The organism is Pseudomonas sp. NPDC089734 (genome assembly GCF_044748865.1).
GTDB lineage: Bacteria > Pseudomonadota > Gammaproteobacteria > Pseudomonadales > Pseudomonadaceae > Aquipseudomonas.
On record NZ_JBIVGV010000010.1, the window covers coordinates 44,562 to 61,848 of the forward strand.

Annotated in this window: 15 protein-coding genes and 2 tRNA genes; 1 reads left to right on the plus strand and 16 read right to left on the minus strand. The window is 57.7% G+C overall.

Features of this window, described 5'->3' with window-relative positions:
* Nucleotides 1-33: 33 nt before the first annotated feature.
* The 13 genes from truB to rlmE form a co-directional block, all read right to left on the minus strand.
* A complete protein-coding gene (gene truB / locus ACIPY9_RS14425) occupies nucleotides 34-951 on the minus strand; it encodes a tRNA pseudouridine(55) synthase TruB (RefSeq protein WP_400702218.1) in 918 nt (305 codons plus the stop codon).
* Between the two features lie 3 nt (nucleotides 952-954).
* Nucleotides 955-1,371: a 30S ribosome-binding factor RbfA gene (rbfA, locus tag ACIPY9_RS14430; RefSeq protein WP_400702221.1), complete on the minus strand. Its 417-nt coding sequence runs from the start codon at nucleotides 1,369-1,371 to the stop codon at nucleotides 955-957.
* A 160-nt stretch (nucleotides 1,372-1,531) separates the two neighbouring features.
* Nucleotides 1,532-4,069, minus strand: coding sequence for a translation initiation factor IF-2 (gene infB / locus ACIPY9_RS14435; RefSeq protein ID WP_400702224.1), 2,538 nt, complete (start codon nucleotides 4,067-4,069; stop codon nucleotides 1,532-1,534).
* 26 nt (nucleotides 4,070-4,095) lie between these two features.
* Entirely contained in the window at nucleotides 4,096-5,577 is a 1,482-nt protein-coding gene (gene nusA / locus ACIPY9_RS14440; protein WP_400702227.1) for a transcription termination factor NusA, read from the minus strand.
* Between the two features lie 59 nt (nucleotides 5,578-5,636).
* Nucleotides 5,637-6,095 carry a ribosome maturation factor RimP gene (rimP, locus tag ACIPY9_RS14445; protein ID WP_400702230.1) on the minus strand — a complete coding sequence of 153 codons (459 nt, stop codon included), beginning with the start codon at nucleotides 6,093-6,095 and terminating at the stop codon, nucleotides 5,637-5,639.
* Nucleotides 6,096-6,225: 130 nt separating this feature from the next.
* Nucleotides 6,226-6,302 (minus strand) — tRNA-Met (locus ACIPY9_RS14450).
* 96 nt (nucleotides 6,303-6,398) lie between these two features.
* Nucleotides 6,399-6,484: transfer RNA gene (locus tag ACIPY9_RS14455), tRNA-Leu, on the minus strand.
* Between the two features lie 47 nt (nucleotides 6,485-6,531).
* Nucleotides 6,532-6,912, minus strand: a complete 381-nt coding sequence (gene secG / locus ACIPY9_RS14460; RefSeq protein WP_400702540.1) for a preprotein translocase subunit SecG — start codon at nucleotides 6,910-6,912, stop codon at nucleotides 6,532-6,534.
* A 4-nt stretch (nucleotides 6,913-6,916) separates the two neighbouring features.
* Nucleotides 6,917-7,672, minus strand: coding sequence for a triose-phosphate isomerase (tpiA, locus tag ACIPY9_RS14465; RefSeq protein ID WP_400702233.1), 756 nt, complete (start codon nucleotides 7,670-7,672; stop codon nucleotides 6,917-6,919).
* Between the two features lie 66 nt (nucleotides 7,673-7,738).
* Complete coding sequence (gene glmM / locus ACIPY9_RS14470; RefSeq protein WP_400702236.1) at nucleotides 7,739-9,079, minus strand: phosphoglucosamine mutase; 1,341 nt, start codon at nucleotides 9,077-9,079, stop codon at nucleotides 7,739-7,741.
* A gap of 16 nt (nucleotides 9,080-9,095) precedes the next feature.
* On the minus strand, nucleotides 9,096-9,947 hold the full coding sequence (gene folP / locus ACIPY9_RS14475; protein ID WP_400702239.1) for a dihydropteroate synthase: 852 nt from the start codon (nucleotides 9,945-9,947) through the stop codon (nucleotides 9,096-9,098).
* An 8-nt stretch (nucleotides 9,948-9,955) separates the two neighbouring features.
* A complete protein-coding gene (gene ftsH / locus ACIPY9_RS14480; protein WP_400702242.1) occupies nucleotides 9,956-11,857 on the minus strand; it encodes an ATP-dependent zinc metalloprotease FtsH in 1,902 nt (633 codons plus the stop codon).
* Nucleotides 11,858-12,050: 193 nt separating this feature from the next.
* Nucleotides 12,051-12,701, minus strand: a complete 651-nt coding sequence (gene rlmE, locus ACIPY9_RS14485) for a 23S rRNA (uridine(2552)-2'-O)-methyltransferase RlmE (RefSeq protein WP_400702245.1) — start codon at nucleotides 12,699-12,701, stop codon at nucleotides 12,051-12,053.
* A 106-nt stretch (nucleotides 12,702-12,807) separates the two neighbouring features.
* On the opposite strand from rlmE, the gene ACIPY9_RS14490 reads away from it, so the two are divergent.
* On the plus strand, nucleotides 12,808-13,116 hold the full coding sequence (locus ACIPY9_RS14490) for a YhbY family RNA-binding protein (RefSeq protein ID WP_400702248.1): 309 nt from the start codon (nucleotides 12,808-12,810) through the stop codon (nucleotides 13,114-13,116).
* A gap of 23 nt (nucleotides 13,117-13,139) precedes the next feature.
* On the opposite strand, the gene ACIPY9_RS14495 is transcribed toward ACIPY9_RS14490, so the two are convergent.
* The 3 genes from ACIPY9_RS14495 to carB are packed head-to-tail and all read right to left on the minus strand — an operon-like array spanning nucleotide 13,140 to nucleotide 17,255.
* The gene (locus ACIPY9_RS14495) at nucleotides 13,140-13,556 is read right to left on the minus strand and encodes an MFS transporter (protein WP_400702251.1); all 417 of its coding nucleotides are present in this window, start codon (nucleotides 13,554-13,556) and stop codon (nucleotides 13,140-13,142) included.
* A 4-nt stretch (nucleotides 13,557-13,560) separates the two neighbouring features.
* On the minus strand, nucleotides 13,561-14,037 hold the full coding sequence (gene greA / locus ACIPY9_RS14500) for a transcription elongation factor GreA (RefSeq protein WP_400702254.1): 477 nt from the start codon (nucleotides 14,035-14,037) through the stop codon (nucleotides 13,561-13,563).
* Nucleotides 14,034-17,255 (minus strand): carbamoyl-phosphate synthase large subunit, encoded by a 3,222-nt coding sequence (gene carB, locus ACIPY9_RS14505; protein WP_400702257.1) that lies wholly within the window; start codon nucleotides 17,253-17,255, stop codon nucleotides 14,034-14,036. Before carB ends, greA begins: the two co-directional genes overlap by 4 nt.
* Nucleotides 17,256-17,287 lie beyond the last annotated feature (32 nt).

A 17,287-nucleotide genomic window follows, 5' to 3' on the forward strand; every position in this document is an offset into this window, starting at 1 on the left:
TCGTTCCCGCCTGCCTGAACAGACGGGTTCCGGTCATTCTGACCGAATCAACCGACGTGGCGCTATACGCCCGTCTTCACTCACTTCACCGATACCGATGAAGCGACCTTCGTGATCCTGCACCCGGACCATACCGAACTTCGGCGCATCCGGTGCTCTTACCGGCTGACCATGCAGCCAGTAAAACGAACTGTGTTCAGAGAACTTCAGCAGTGGCCAATGTAGCAGACCGCTGTCCGAAGGCATCAGGAAACGGTCAACCGCTTCGTTGCCACCTTCGGCATGAACCTGCTCAAGCTCTTCCAGCGTAACCGTCTGGCTCAGACTGAAAGGCCCGGCCTGGGTACGACGCAGCTCGGCAACATAGGCACCACAGCCCAGTTTCTCACCGATATCCTCGACCAGAGTCCGGATATAGGTACCTTTGCTGCAATCGACCGAAAGGCGTGCAGTCTCGGATTCGCACGCCAGCAATTCCAGACGCGCAATAGTAACAGAACGAGGCTCGCGCTCCACTACTTCCCCTGCACGAGCCAGCTTGTAAAGAGGCTGACCATCGCGCTTGAGAGCCGAGTACATGGGCGGTATCTGGCTGATTTCACCACGAAAATCCGGCAGGACCGCTTCAATATCGTTACGACCAACGGTCACGGGACGCGTTTGCAGAACCTCGCCTTCGGAGTCGGCCGTGGTCGTGGTCTTGCCCAGTTGCATCAATGTTTCGTACGACTTGTCCGAATCCAGCAGGTACTGGGAAAACTTCGTGGCTTCCCCGAAGCACAGTGGCAGGACACCTGTCGCCAGAGGATCGAGGCTGCCGGTATGCCCGGCCTTTTCGGCATTGAGCAACCAGCGCACCTTTTGAAGAGCCGCGTTGGAAGTAAAGCCCAGGGGCTTGTCGAGCAGGATGATTCCGCTGACGTTCCGGCGTATACGCTTGACCTGAGCCACCCCTTACTCCTCGGTATTGTCCGGTTTCACGCCATACGACGCGGAACCTTCCTGATGTTGTCCATCTTCAGCCACTGCGCGCTCGATCAGTGCAGAGAGATGTGCACCACGCGCCACGCTTTCGTCGTAGTGGAAATGCAGTTGAGGCACGCTGCGCAGCTTCATTTCGCGGGCCAGTTGCATGCGCAGGAAACCTGCGGCGGAATTGAGCACCTTGATGCTCTGGGCGATCTCTTCAGCGTTGTCCTGCCCCATGACCGTCATGTAGATCTTGGCATGACCGACATCACGGCTGACGTCTACGGCCGTGATGGTGACCAGACCTACACGCGGGTCCTTGATTTCGCGGCGGATCAGTTGCGCCAGTTCGCGCTGCATCTGATCACCGATTCGTTGGGTACGGCTATATTCTTTTGCCATGGCTTGCTACCTGTTACTGACTCGGGACCAAACCCTGACAGTCTGAAAGCGGCAAACGCCCGGCCTGACAATTGCCAGACCGGGCGTTGCGTTTAGAGTCCATGACAGCGACCGGGGCATTTGCATGCGAGGTACTGCCATGGCTCCTACAGCTCGCGGCTTAGAGGCTGCGAGCCACCTGGACCTTCTCGAAGACTTCGATCTTGTCACCGACCTTGACGTCGTTGTAGCTCTTGACGCCGATACCGCATTCCATGCCGGCACGGACCTCAGAAGCGTCGTCCTTGAAGCGGCGCAGGGATTCCAGCTCGCCTTCGAAGATAACGATGTCGTCGCGCAGAACACGGATCGGACGGTTACGGTGAACGACACCTTCAACCACCATGCAACCTGCGATCGCGCCAAACTTCGGCGAACGGAACACATCACGAACTTCGGCGATACCGAGGATGTTCTCACGGACATCGCTGCCCAGCATACCGGTCAACGCTTTCTTGACATCTTCGATGATGTCGTAGATCACGTTGTAGTAACGCATGTCCAGGCCTTCCTGCTCGACGATCTTGCGAGCGCCGGAATCGGCACGCACGTTGAAGCCGAACAGTACAGCGTTGGAGGCCAGTGCCAGGTTGGCGTCGCTCTCGGTGATACCACCGACACCGCCACCGACAACACGCACTTGCACTTCGTCGTTACCCAGGCCGCCCAGGGCGCCCTGCAATGCTTCCAGAGAACCACGGACGTCGGACTTGAGGACGATGTTAAGCGTCTTCTTCTCTTCCTGGCCCATGCTTTCAAAGATGTTTTCCAGCTTGCCGGCATGAGCGCGAGCCAGTTTGACTTCACGGAACTTGCCTTGACGGAACAGAGCGACCTCACGGGCCTTCTTCTCGTCGGCCAGTACGCTCATCTCGTCACCGGCGTCCGGCGTGCCATCCAGACCCAGGATCTCGACCGGAATCGAAGGACCTGCCTCTTTGACCGGCTTGCCGTTCTCGTCCAGCATGGCGCGGATACGGCCGAAGTTCGAGCCGACCAGAACCATGTCGCCCTGACGCAGGGTACCGTCCTGAACCAGAACAGTGGCAACCGGGCCACGGCCCTTGTCCAGGCGGGACTCGACGACAACACCACGGCCAGGAGCCGATGGAGTGGCCTTGAGTTCCAGAACTTCGGCTTGCAGCAGGACAGCTTCCAGCAGCTCGTCGACACCGGTACCCATTTTCGCGGAAACCGGAACGAACGGAGTATCACCGCCCCAATCTTCGGAGGTCACACCGTGAACCGACAGTTCGCTACGGATGCGATCCATGTCGGCACCCGGCTTGTCGATCTTGTTCACGGCGACAACCAGAGGAACACCGGCAGCCGCAGCGTGCTGAACGGCCTCGATGGTCTGTGGCATTACGCCGTCATCGGCTGCAACAACCAGAATGACGATGTCGGTTGCCTTGGCACCACGGGCACGCATGGCGGTAAACGCGGCGTGACCCGGGGTGTCGAGGAAGGTGACCATGCCGCGCTCGGTTTCAACGTGGTAGGCACCGATGTGCTGTGTAATACCACCGGCTTCGCCAGCCGCAACCTTGGCACGACGGATGTAGTCGAGCAGGGAAGTCTTACCGTGGTCAACGTGGCCCATTACGGTCACGACCGGAGCACGGGCGAAGGTTTCACCCACGAACTTCAGCGATTCGGCCAGGGAATCTTCCAGGGCGTTGTCGCTGATCAGCGTGACCTTGTGGCCCAGCTCTTCGGCGATCAACTGGGCAGTTTCCTGATCCAGTACCTGGTTGATGGTCACCGGAGTGCCCAGCTTGAACATGAACTTGATGACTTCAGCAGCCTTGACGGACATCTGGGCAGCCAGTTCGCCGACCGTGATGGTCTCGCCGATGGCAACGTCACGAATAACCGGACCGGTAGGGTTCTGGAATCCGTGGGCATTGCGCTTCTTCAGCTTGGACTTGCCACGACCGCCACGACGGAAACCATCGCTTTCTTCATCGGTGGTACGAGGTGCGACGCGTACAGCCGGCGCCTTCTCTTTTACCGATGCGCGGTGCGGAGCATTCTTGCGCTCACCATCGCCGCCACGAGAGTTGCGATCATCGCCACGAGTCTTGTCCGGACGACGCTGGTCGTCACGCTTGCGTACTTCGACAACAGGCGCAGCCGGTGCGGATGTCGGCGCAGGTGCTGCCGGAGCCTCACGTACAGGCTCGACAACAGGAGCGACAGGGGCTGGCTCAGGCGCAGCCTCTTCAACGACCGGTGCAGCGACAGGCTGACGGCGCGCTTCTTCTTCGGCGCGACGCTTGGCTTCTTCTTCAGCCTTCTGACGAGCAGCGTTTTCTACCGCACGGCGCTCTTCCAGCTCACGCTTGCGCTCGGCTTCGATTTCTTCCGGGCTGCGTTGTACGAAGACTTTCTTCTTGCGTACTTCAACGCTGATGCTCTTGCTGCCAGCAACGCGCAGGGTGCTGGTGGTCTTGCGCTGCAAGGTAATCTTGCGCGGCTCTTCCACTTTCACCTTGTGGCTGCTTTTCAAGTGAGTCAGCAGCGATTGCTTTTCACTATCGGTCACATGTTCCTCGGCGGCGGTGTGCGGCAGACCTGCCTCACGCATCTGCTGCAGCAGGCGCTCTACCGGTGTTTTGACCTCATCGGCCAGTTGTTTCACCGTGACTTGCGTCATGCACTTCTCTCCTCAGGCCGCGCCTGTTACTCGAACCAATGGGCTCGGGCGGCCATGATCAACTTGCCGGCACGATCATCGTCAATGCCGTCGATGTCGAGCAGGTCATCAATAGACTGCTCGGCCAGGTCTTCGCGGGTAATTACGCCGCGCACCGCCAGTTCCATCGCCAAATCCTTGTCCATACCCTCAAGCGAGAGCAGGTCGTCGGCCGGATGGGCGTCTGCCAGCTTTTCCTCAGTAGCGATGGCTTTAGTCAACAAGCGATCATTGGCCCGAGCGCGAAGCTCGTTGACGGTATCTTCGTCAAAGCCATCGATGTTGAGCATTTCTTCCAACGGTACGTAGGCAATTTCTTCCAGGCTGGTGAAGCCTTCATCAACCAGCACCTGCGCCAGGTCTTCGTCGACTTCCAGCTCGTCGATAAAGTTGCGCAGAATGTCGCCGGTCTCTGCCTGCTGCTTGGCCTGGATGTCCGACTCGGTCATCACGTTCAGGGTCCAGCCAGTCAACTGGCTTGCCAGACGCACGTTCTGACCGCCACGACCAATGGCCTGGGCCAGATTGTCCGCACCCACCGCGATATCCATTGCATGGGCATCTTCATCGACGATGATTGCCGCCACTTCAGCAGGGGACATTGCGTTGATCACGAACTGAGCCGGGTTATCGTCCCAAAGCACGATATCCACACGCTCGCCACCCAACTCGCCGGAGACAGCCTGAACGCGCGAACCACGCATGCCGATACAGGCGCCTTGCGGGTCGATTCGTTTGTCCTTGGAGCGAACAGCGATTTTTGCACGCGAACCCGGGTCACGGGAGGCAGCCATCACCTCGATCAGACCTTCGGCAATTTCCGGTACTTCGATACGGAAAAGCTCGATCAGCATTTCTGGCGCAGTACGCGACAGGATCAGCTGAGGGCCACGGTTTTCAGTGCGGATTTCTTTCAGCAGCGCACGCAGGCGAACACCGACCCGGAAAGTCTCACGGGAAATGATGTCTTCACGTGCCAGCAGTGCTTCGGCATTGTTGCCCAGGTCAACGATGACGTTGTCACGCGTAACCTTTTTGACAGTACCGGAAATGATTTCGCCCAGACGCTCGCGGTAAGCATCGACAACCTGGGCGCGCTCGGCTTCACGAACCTTTTGCACGATGACTTGCTTGGCGGTCTGCGCAGCAATACGACCGAACTCGATGGACTCGATCTTTTCTTCGATGACGTCGCCAGCGACAGCACCCGGCTTTTTCGCCTGGGCCTGATCCACAGCCAACTCGTAGGCCGGGTCGTCAAGATCTTCATCTTCGACGACAGTCCAACGACGGAAAGTCTCATAGCTTCCGGTGTGGCGGTTGATTTCCACACGCAGCTCAACTTCATCTTCAAAACGCTTTTTGGTAGCAGTGGCCAGTGCCAGCTCCAACGCCTCAAAAATCACTCCAGCCGGAACGCCCTTTTCATTGGACACCGACTCAACAACCAGCAGTACTTCTTTGCTCATCGTACGCCTCGCCTTTCGCAAGCCATTGGATCCGCGGGATCCGCAGTATCTGGCACGTCTCAGTCAAACGTGGGAATAATGTTGGCCTTGTCGATCAAGTCGATCGGCAACAGGTACTCATGGTCATCTACATGCACCACGACATCCTGCTCCTCCACCCCGCGGAGAAGACCTTGAAAGTTGCGTCGACCATCAAATGGCGAGCGCAACTTTATTTTCACTTGTTCCCCAACGTGCAAAGCAAACTGTTCAAGAGTGAACAGTGGGCGATCCATGCCGGGAGAAGACACTTCAAGCGTGTATTCAGCACTGATGGGATCTTCTACATCCAGAACACCACTGACCTGGCGGCTGACTATTTCACAGTCTTCCACCAGAACGCCGCCTTCTTTGTCGATATAAATTCGCAGCAGTGAATGTCGGCCCTGGGAAAGAAACTCTATTCCCCAGCATTGATAGCCAAGAGCCTCGACCACCGGGGCCAACAAGGCCTGCAACTGTTCTAGCTTGCTCGACACCTGAACCCCCTCGTGCATGCTTTAAAAATAAAAAAATGGGCTAAAGCCCATCCATGAAAGCGCCGCCGAACAACGACGCCATGTACTGTCCAGCTAACAAAAAGCCCCTAGAATAGGGGCTTCGCGAAACTGGTTGCGGGGGCTGGATTTGAACCAACGACCTTCGGGTTATGAGCCCGACGAGCTACCAGACTGCTCCACCCCGCGACAAAGCTGGGGCGGAAGTATACGACCGTTCCCTCAAGGGGTCAATCGAACATCCACCTACAAGAAAGCCCGCTAGTGCGGGCTATCTTGCTTAATTGGTACCGAGAAGGGGACTCGAACCCCTACACCCTATGGGCACAACCACCTCAAGGTTGCGTGTCTACCAATTCCACCACCTCGGCATTACAACTCTTTTTGGCGACCTCAAAAAACATCGCCGAATTCTTTTTTACTTCTGCTCTGGAGCCTGTGGCACATCAGCTGGAACAGCTGCTGGCTTCTGACCTTCAAGCACCGGAACATCATCTGCTGCCGGTTTTTGTTTCACTTCCAATACTGCTGGATCTGGCAAACCTACTTGAGACAGCCCTTGAGCTTTCTCTTTAGCAAAGTAACCTAACCCCAAGCTGGTTATGAAAAAACATGCGGCGAGTATAGCAGTAAACTTACTAAGAAAGGTAGAGGTTCCTTGCCCTCCGAACACAGTATTTGATGCACCTGCTCCGAAAGACGCACCCGCCTCTGCACCTTTACCCTGCTGCAGCAATACCAGAGCGACAACGCCCAGAGCGCCCAACAGATGAAAAACGACTACGACTGTTTCCAGCATTTTTTCAGTTTCCCGCGGCGCGACAAATAGCACCGAATTCATCTGCATTCAGGGAAGCTCCACCAATGAGCCCCCCATCGATATCCGGCATGCTGAACAGCTCGACCGCATTGGCCGCCTTCACACTGCCGCCATAAAGAAGCCGCACGCCTTGTGCCACTTCGGAATTCTCTTTCGCCAACTGCGCGCGAATAGCTGCGTGCACTTCCTGCGCCTGCTGAGGCGAGGCAGTCAGCCCGGTACCAATGGCCCAGACCGGCTCGTAAGCGATTACCGCATCAACAAATGCACCGATGCCAAATTCGGCAATGATGCTGTCGAGCTGCTGCCCGACAACTTCCAGCGTCCGACCCGCTTCGCGCTGTTCAAGGGTTTCCCCTACACACAACACCGGTATCAGACCGCTTGCCTGAACAGCTGCAAATTTCCGGTTAAGAACATCATCCTGCTCACCAATCAATTGGCGGCGTTCGGAGTGCCCAACCAGTACAAACCTGCAACCTGCATCAGCCAGCTGACTCGACGCTATCTCGCCTGTCAGTGCACCTTGCGCTGCCTGTATCGCAGCATCCTGTGCACCGACAGCGATCGACTGACCTTTCAGCCCTTCGATCACCTGAGCGATGTAGAGGCTTGGAGGCATAACCGCGACTTCTACATCGCTTGGCAGAACCTGCCCGGCAAGCCCGTCAATCAGCTCTGCGACGCTGGCGCGGGTACCATGCATCTTCCAGTTACCAGCTACCATAGGGCGACGCATGCTACACCTCGTCGGTCAAAGTGGGCGCAGATGTTACCCAACACTTTCAACACTGGCAAGCCAAAATCAGGCGCAAACTTCTGCAACAAGCTTTGCCAGCTCATCGGCGTAGTTTTTGACCTGCACTTCGTCCTCGCCTTCGACCATGACACGCACCAATGGCTCAGTGCCAGACTTGCGCAGCAGGACCCGGCCACGCCCCGCCATTTCAGCGGTCACGCGGGCACAGGCTTCCTGTACCGAAGGATGGGAAACAGGGTCCACGCCGCCACCGAAACGCACATTGACCAATACCTGAGGGCATTTGCGCAGTTTCTGACGAATCTCATGCAGGCTGACACCCTTGCGGCGCAAGGCCAGCAGCACCTGCAAGGCCGCAATGATTGCATCCCCTGTCGTGGTGTGCTGGAAGCAGACGATATGCCCGGAGTTTTCACCGCCGATCTGCCAGTCTCGCTCCAGCAGCTCGGCAATCACGTAACGGTCGCCGACATTGGCCCGCACGAACGGGATGTTCTGCTCGGCAAGCGCCAGTTCCAGGCCCAGGTTGCTCATCAGGGTGCCCACCACACCCCCCTGCAAGCGCCCACGCTCCTGAAGATCGCAGGCAATGATATACAGAAGCTCATCGCCATCGACGACGGTCCCTGTATGGTCAACCATCAGCACCCGGTCACCGTCACCGTCAAAGGCGATCCCCAGGTCCGCCTTTTCAGCCACGACAGCCGCCTGCAGCGCACTCATGTGAGTCGAACCGCAATCCTTGTTGATATTGAGCCCGTCAGGCTGCGCCGAAAGCACAACGACCTGTGCACCCAGTTCACGGAAAACGTTGGGGGCCACCTTGTAGGTCGCACCGTGGGCGCAATCGACCACCAGTTTCAAGCCGGCAAAGCTGGTGCTGGTTGGCACACTGCTTTTACAGAACTCGATATAACGGCCAGCCGCATCGTTGATACGCGAAACCTTTCCGAGCTTTTCCGACTCGGCGACGGTCATCGGCGCATCGAGCAACTCTTCGATCATCTTTTCGATCTCGTCAGGCAGCTTGGTGCCCTTGCCCGAGAAAAACTTGATGCCGTTGTCGTAGTGAGGGTTGTGGGAAGCACTGATCACAATGCCCGCTTCAGCGTGAAACGTGCGCGTGAGGTAGGCGATGGCCGGCGTCGGCATCGGACCGAGCAACATGACATCAGCCCCGGCAGCGGAAATACCCGCCTCCAGCGCCGACTCGAACATATAACCGGAGATTCGCGTGTCCTTGCCGACCAGGATCCGGCAAGCGCCCATTCGACGAAATGCCATGCCTGCCGCCCAACCGAGCTTGAGCATGAACTCAGGCGTGATCGGGAACTGCCCGACACGACCACGGATACCGTCTGTTCCGAAATATTTTCTTTTAGTCATAAATGCTCCGCGATTCCTACTCAGCCGATTCAACAGCCGCAATCATGCGCACCACGTCAGCCGTCTCGGCGACATCGTGCACACGCAGAATTCTTGCCCCTTTGGTCATGGCCAAAGCAGCGAGTGCCAGCCCCCCGAACAACCGCTCTCCGACAGGACGCCCCAGCACACCACCGATCATGCTCTTGCGTGAAACACCCACCAGCAGCGGTCGACCCAGCGCATGCAGCTCCTGCATATGCTTGAACAGACTCAGATTATGGTCCAGCGTCTTGGCGAAACCATAACCGGGATCAAGGATGATACGGTCACGAGAAATGCCCGCCGCAACACACTGCTCCATCCGATCAGCCAGAAATGCCGTGACTTCGCCGACCAGGTCCTCGTAATGAGGATCGTCCTGCATATCGCCCGGCTCGCCCAGCATGTGCATCAGGCAGACCGGTAAGCCTGTCCGGGCAGCCGCCTCCAGTGCACCCGGTCGACTCAACGAGCGGACGTCATTGATAAGGCCCGCGCCGAGTCGAGCCGTTTCAAGCATGACTTCAGGCGTTGAGGTATCGACCGAGATAATCACATCCAGCTCACGGGCGATCGCTTCGACCACAGGAGCCACACGCTCAAGCTCCTCGACAGGGGAAACCGGAAGCGCACCAGGGCGCGTGGACTCTCCGCCCACATCGATCAGGGTCGCCCCCGCCTGGACCATGGCCTCGGCGTGACGCAAGGCGACATCAAGCTGGCTGTAACGGCCACCATCCGAGAAGGAGTCTGGAGTTGCGTTGAGGATGCCCATCACGTGCGTACGGGAAAAATCAAGAACCCGGTTGCCGCAAGGCAACCGGGTCGGGTACAGCGTAGATGTCATGTCAGGCCTTAATGTTCAGCAGCAGGACCGCCGATTGGAGCTTCCGGGCGGGCATCCGTCACAGGCGTGCCTTTGGTACCCGAACCACCTTCCCAGTCACGCGGTTCGCGTGGAGGACGGCCTGCCATGATGTCATCGATCTGATCCGCATCGATGGTTTCATACTTCATGAGCGCATCGGCCATGGCATCGAGCTTGTCACGGTTGTCCGTCAGAATCTGTTTGGCCGTGCCATAGCAGTGGTCGATGATGCTGCGCACTTCCAGGTCGATCAGCTTGGCAGTATCGCCGGAGAAGTTCGAGTTCTGGCTGCCGCCACGCCCCAGGAAGCCTGAGTCTTCATCTTCGGAATACATCAGCGGGCCGAGTTTTTCGGACAAGCCCCACTTGGTCACCATGTTCCGGGCAATCTGGCTGGCACGCATGATGTCGTTGGAGGCACCGGTGGTCACACCATCAAAGCCCAGCGTCATCTCTTCTGCGATACGGCCACCGTACAAGGAGCAGATCTGGCTGACCAGTGCACGCTTGGAGAGGCTGTAACGATCCTCTTCCGGCAGGAACATGGTCACACCCAGGGCACGGCCGCGAGGAATGATCGACACCTTGTAGACAGGATCATGCTCGGGCACCAGACGCCCCACGATCGCATGTCCGGCTTCATGGTAAGCAGTGTTCTGTTTTTCCTTCTCGGACATGACCATGGTCTTGCGCTCGGCGCCCATCATGATCTTGTCTTTGGCCAGCTCGAACTCTTTCATTTCAACGATGCGCTTGCCTGCACGAGCGGCAAACAGCGAAGCCTCGTTGACCAGGTTGGCCAGATCGGCACCCGAGAAGCCTGGAGTACCCCGCGCGATGACCGCAGCGTTGACATCCTCACCCATCGGAACCTTGCGCATGTGAACCTTGAGAATCTGCTCACGGCCACGAATGTCCGGCAGACCGACGACAACCTGACGGTCGAAACGACCCGGGCGCAGCAAGGCAGGGTCCAGCACGTCAGGACGGTTGGTTGCGGCGATGACAATGATGCCATCGTTCATTTCAAAGCCATCCATCTCGACCAGCAACTGGTTGAGCGTCTGCTCACGTTCATCGTGACCACCACCCATGCCGGCACCACGATGGCGACCCACGGCATCGATCTCGTCGATGAAGATGATGCACGGTGCGTGCTTCTTGGCCTGCTCGAACATGTCACGCACGCGGCTTGCACCGACACCCACGAACATTTCGACGAAGTCGGAACCGGAAATGGTGAAGAACGGTACTTTCGCCTCGCCAGCAATAGCCTTGGCGAGCAGGGTCTTACCGGTACCCGGAGGACCGACCATCAGCACACCGCGAGGAATGCGGCCGCCCAGACGCTGGAACTTGCCCGGATCGCGGAGGAACTCGACCAGCTCACCCACTTCTTCCTTGGCCTCGTCGCAACCGGCCACATCGGCCAGGGTCGTCTTGACCTGATCTTCGGACAGCAGGCGCGCCTTGCTCTTGCCGAAGCTCATCGGGCCACCCTTGCCACCGGCACCGCCCTGCATCTGTCGCATGAAGAACATGAAGACGGCGATGATGACCAGAATCGGGAAGCTGGCGACCAGCAACTGCGTCCAGATGCTCTGCTGCTCAGGCTGCTTGCCTTCGATGACCACGTTGTTATCGACCAGATCACCGATCAGGCCATTGTCCGTGATGTTTGGACGGATGGTCTTGAAGCTGTCGCCATCACTGCGCTTGCCGGTGATAACAGCGCCATCCACAGTCACCTTCTCGACCTTGCCATCCTTGACCTGCTGGATGAACTCGGAGTAGTTGAGGGTCTGCGGCTCGTTCGGGCTGGAGAAGTTGTTCATCACTGTCACCAGGACAGCCGCGATGATCAACCACAGGATCAAATTCTTTGCCATATCGTTCAATTAGCTACCCTCTGAAGCAAGCTCCACGCAGGAAGCGTGCCTCGCATGATATTCACCGGCCTAACTTACTACAGAACCTACAGATGTGGCAGGCACCGTCTGTAACCCTTTGTGAAACTTTGACTACATGATGGTCATATATCGACCATTGGCATAGCCATTTGAAAAAAGCTATCGGCTACCTTCAAAGACGCTCATCGCTAGCAGAGCCTTCAATCCCGCGAAAGCCACGGGCCAGCAGATACTGCTCGCGAGACCTGTCGCGCGACGACAACGGCTTGCGCATCTGCACCTTGTCGAAAAGCTTGCGGATATCCTTGTGGTACACATCGAAGCCTTCACCCTGGAAGACCTTGATCAGAAAATCACCACCCGGACGCAAGACCCGACCGGCAAGATCCAGAGCCAGCTCGCAAAGGAACATTGCGCGCGGCATGTCCACAGCACTCAATCCACTCATATTGGGGGCCATATCGGAAATCACAAGGTCTACCTGTGTATTACCGACAGCTTCCAGAATTTGAGCGAGAACAGCGTCCTCGGTGAAGTCGCCCTTGATGAAGGTCACATCGGGGATGCTGTCCATATCCAGGATATCGGACGCAATCAGGCGACCCTGACCACCAATCAGACGACTGGTCACCTGGGACCACCCTCCAGGGGCCGCTCCCAGGTCAATGACCGTCATGCCTGGACGGATGAGCTTGTCCTTCTCCTGGATCTCCAGAAGCTTGTAGCTGGCGCGTGAACGGTAACCGTCCTTCTGCGCCATTTTGACGTATTTGTCATCGAAGTGTTCTTTGAGCCAGTTATGGCTTGACTTGGAACGGGCCACGGGGCACCTCAAAAAATAAACGAGTCGCGATTAAGTGGGCGGTCCCGGACTCGCTCGGGTAAACTGGCCGCCGCTTTTTTACAAGATCAGACGCAGGGGTCAGATTATGCCGCTCACTCAAGAGCAGAAGAAACAATACAAATCCATTGGCCACCATCTGAAACCAGTATTGATCGTGGCTGACAATGGTTTGACTGAAGGTGTGCTCACCGAACTTGAACGCGCACTGAGCGATCATGAGCTGATCAAGATCAAGCTCAACATTCTCGATCGCGAAAGCCGCCTCCAGGCCATTGCAGAACTCTGCAAGGCAGGCTCGGCGGACCTCGTACAGGTCATCGGCAAAATGGCGCTGATCTATCGCAAGAACCCAAAGGTAAACAAGCAACTGTCCAACGTCCACCGCGCAAGCTGATAAAACAGACATCCAGGGCGCCTTCAGCGCGCCCTGCGACCTCTTCCCGGCACCGGCTGCAAGACCAGCAACAAGCCGCTCAACGCCAATACCAGATAACTCAACAACTGCCAGTGCAACGCCTCGGCAAACCAGTGCCGCAGCACATAGTAGACCGCCGACGACAGCAATGCGGTTGAAAGCAGTTGGCCGCGCAGGTCCAGCCAGAGGCTCGACACTCGCTCGGCCCTGACCAGCACAACCAGTTGAAGCACCGCGCAGGCTGCCGCAAACCCCACCAGCAAGGCACTGGCACGATTGGCGAACTGATCGATGAACAATGGCGCCAGGCCTGTCTGATCAAGCACAGCCAATGTCGCCAGATGAAGCAGGACCAGGCCGCCCACCCATAAGGTCTGAGCCAGCTGCCAGATAATTGCGCCCGCTGGAAGCGGGCGCAAGGTATCAAACGTGGCGGACTTCAATGATCTCGTACTCGATGAGGCCACTTGGCGTTTTCACCGCCACCACATCGCCCTCTTCCTTGGCAATCAAGGCACGAGCGATAGGTGAGCCGACCGAAATCTTGCCCAGCTTGATGTCTGCCTCATCTTCACCAACGATCTGGTAGCTCACCGTTTCGTCAGTTTCAACGTTGGCGATCTGAACGGTCGTACCGAAAATCACCTTCCCGGTATGAGGAATGGTGGTGACGTCGATGATGACCGCATTCTGCATGCGGCCTTCGATATCACGGATACGCGCCTCGACCATGCCTTGCTGCTCACGAGCGGCGTGATATTCGGCGTTTTCCTTCAGGTCACCCAGCTCACGCGCAGTACCGATGTCCTGGCTGAGCTTCGGACGGACGACCTTGGTCAGATGCGTCAGTTCTTCCTCCAGGGCGCGAGCGCCCTGGACTGTCATTGGGTATTTGATCATCCCTTCAACCCTGCATGTAGATCCTGCAAGCGGCGTACGGTTTTTTCAGGACCGAACTTGAGCGCTTCACAGATCGCTTCGCCCGCAGCAATAGTAGTGGTGCAGTAAATCTTGTGCTGCAAGGCGTTACGACGAATGGAGTAAGAATCCGCGATCGACTGACGACCTTCGGTCGTGTTGATGATCAGAGTGACTTCGTCGTTCTTGATCATGTCGACCACGTGCGGACGCCCCTCGGTCACCTTGTTGACGCGACGGACCTTCAGACCGGCCGCCTCGATCAGTTTCGCGGTGCCTGCGGTGGCAACGATCTCGAAACCAAGGTTGATCAGGTCGCGAGCGACACCGGCCACCAGTGGCTTGTCGTCATTGCGCACGCTGATGAACGCCGTGCCGCCTGTCGGCAGGATCTCGCTAGCACCCATCTGGGCCTTGGCAAACGCCTCACCGAAGGTATCGCCCACGCCCATGACTTCACCGGTGGACTTCATTTCCGGGCCGAGGATCGGGTCAACACCCGGGAACTTGGCGAACGGGAAGACCGCTTCTTTCACGCTGTAGAAGTTCGGGATGATTTCCTTGGTGAAACCCAGCTCTTTCAGGGTTTTGCCAGCCATGACGCGGGCCGCGATCATGGCCAGGGAAACACCGATGCACTTGGACACGAACGGAACGGTACGCGATGCACGCGGGTTCACTTCGATGACGTAGATGTCTTCGCCCTGCAGTGCCAGCTGAACGTTCATCAGACCGACAACGCCCAGTTCCAGCGCCATCTTCTTGACCTGCTCGCGCATCTCGTCCTGGATGTGCGCCGGCAGCGAGTACGGAGGCAGGGAGCACGCGGAGTCACCGGAGTGAACGCCCGCCTGTTCGATGTGCTGCATGATCGCGCCGATCACGACATCAGTACCGTCACAGACAGCATCGACGTCCATTTCGATTGCGCAGTTCAGGAAGTGGTCCAGCAGCACAGGGCTGTCATTGGAGACTTGAACCGCTTCACGCAGGTAGCGCTTGAGTTCTTCTTCCTGATAGACGATTTCCATCGCACGGCCACCCAGTACGTAGGATGGGCGCACAACCAGCGGGTAACCGATCTTGGCGGCAGCACGAATCGCTTCGTCTTCGCTGCGCACGGTAGCGTTTGGCGGCTGACGCAGGTTCAGGCGCTCGACCATCTGCTGGAAGCGCTCACGGTCTTCTGCACGGTCGATGGCATCAGGGCTGGTACCGATGATCGGCACGCCAGCGGCTTCAAGGGCACGAGCCAGCTTCAGAGGAGTCTGGCCGCCGTACTGGACGATCACGCCTTTAGGCTTCTCGACGCGCACGATTTCCAGCACGTCTTCCAGTGTCACTGGCTCGAAGTACAGGCGATCAGAGGTGTCGTAGTCCGTGGAAACGGTTTCCGGGTTGCAGTTGACCATGATGGTCTCGTACCCGTCATCGCGCAGCGCCAGGGCCGCATGCACGCAGCAGTAGTCGAACTCGATACCCTGACCGATACGGTTAGGACCGCCACCCAGGATCATGATCTTGTCGCGGGTCGAAGGCTGGGCCTCGCACTCTTCTTCGTACGTGGAGTACAGGTAAGCAGTGTCGGTGGCGAACTCGGCCGCGCAGGTGTCGACGCGCTTGTAGACCGGGAACACTTCCAGCTTCTGACGGTGGGTACGCAGATTCTTCTCGGTAACGCCCAACAGCTTGGCCAGACGCGCATCGGAAAAGCCCTTGCGCTTGAGGCGGAACATCAGGTCACGGTCGATGGCCGACAGACCCAGTGTCTTGACCTTCTCTTCTTCCTTGATCAGGTCTTCGATCTGAACCAGGAACCAAGGGTCGATCATGTTCATGTCGAAGATTTCTTCGACTGTCATGCCCGCACGGAACGCATCGGCGACGTACCAGATACGCTCGGCACCCGGAACGGTCAGCTCGCGCTTGAGGGTGCTCATGCTTTCCGGATGGCTCAGGTCCAGTTTCGGATCAAGACCGCAAACGCCGACTTCCAGGCCACGCAGCGCTTTCTGCAGGGACTCCTGGAAGGTACGGCCGATAGCCATGACTTCACCGACCGACTTCATTTGAGTGGTCAGGCGAGCATCGGCCTTGGAGAACTTCTCGAAAGCGAAACGAGGCAGTTTGGTAACCACGTAGTCGATGGACGGCTCGAAGGACGCTGGAGTCTTGCCGCCAGTGATGTCGTTCTGCAGCTCATCAAGGGTGTAACCCACAGCCAGCTTGGCAGCGACCTTGGCGATCGGGAAGCCGGTGGCCTTGGAAGCCAGTGCCGAGGAACGCGAAACACGCGGGTTCATCTCGATCACGACCATGCGGCCAGTGTTCGGGCAAATACCGAACTGGACGTTGGAACCGCCCGTTTCGACGCCGATCTCGCGCAATACCGCCAGGGAGGCGTTACGCAGGATCTGGTATTCCTTGTCCGTCAGGGTCTGTGCCGGAGCAACGGTGATCGAGTCACCGGTGTGCACGCCCATCGGGTCAAAGTTTTCGATGGAGCAGACGATGATGCAGTTGTCCTTCTTGTCGCGGACAACTTCCATTTCATATTCTTTCCAGCCGATCAGCGATTCGTCGATCAGCAGTTCCTTGGTCGGAGAAAGGTCCAGACCACGGACGCAGATTTCCTCGAACTCTTCACGGTTGTAGGCAATACCGCCACCGGTGCCGCCCATGGTGAAGGACGGACGGATGATGCAAGGGAAGCCCAGCTTCTCCAGGACGGCATTGGCCTCTTCCATGGAGTGAGCGATGCCGGAACGTGGGCATTCCAGGCCAATGGCCTTCATGGCCTTGTCGAAACGCGAACGGTCTTCGGCCTTGTCGATGGTGTCAGCGTTGGCACCGATCATTTCAACGCCGAACTTCTCCAGAACGCCTTCACGCTCCAGGTCCAGGGCGCAGTTCAGTGCAGTCTGGCCGCCCATGGTAGGCAGTACCGCGTCCGGACGCTCCTTTTCGATGATCTTGGCAACGGTCTGCCATTTGATCGGCTCGATGTAGGTGGCGTCGGCCATGGCCGGGTCGGTCATGATGGTGGCCGGGTTGGAGTTCACCAGGATGACGCGGTAACCCTCTTCGCGCAGCGCCTTGCAGGCCTGAGCGCCGGAGTAGTCGAATTCACAGGCCTGACCGATCACGATGGGGCCGGCGCCGAGAATCAGGATGCTTTTAATATCTGTACGTTTTGGCATGGGTTGTCACTCAAATCCGTAGGTCAGTCGGC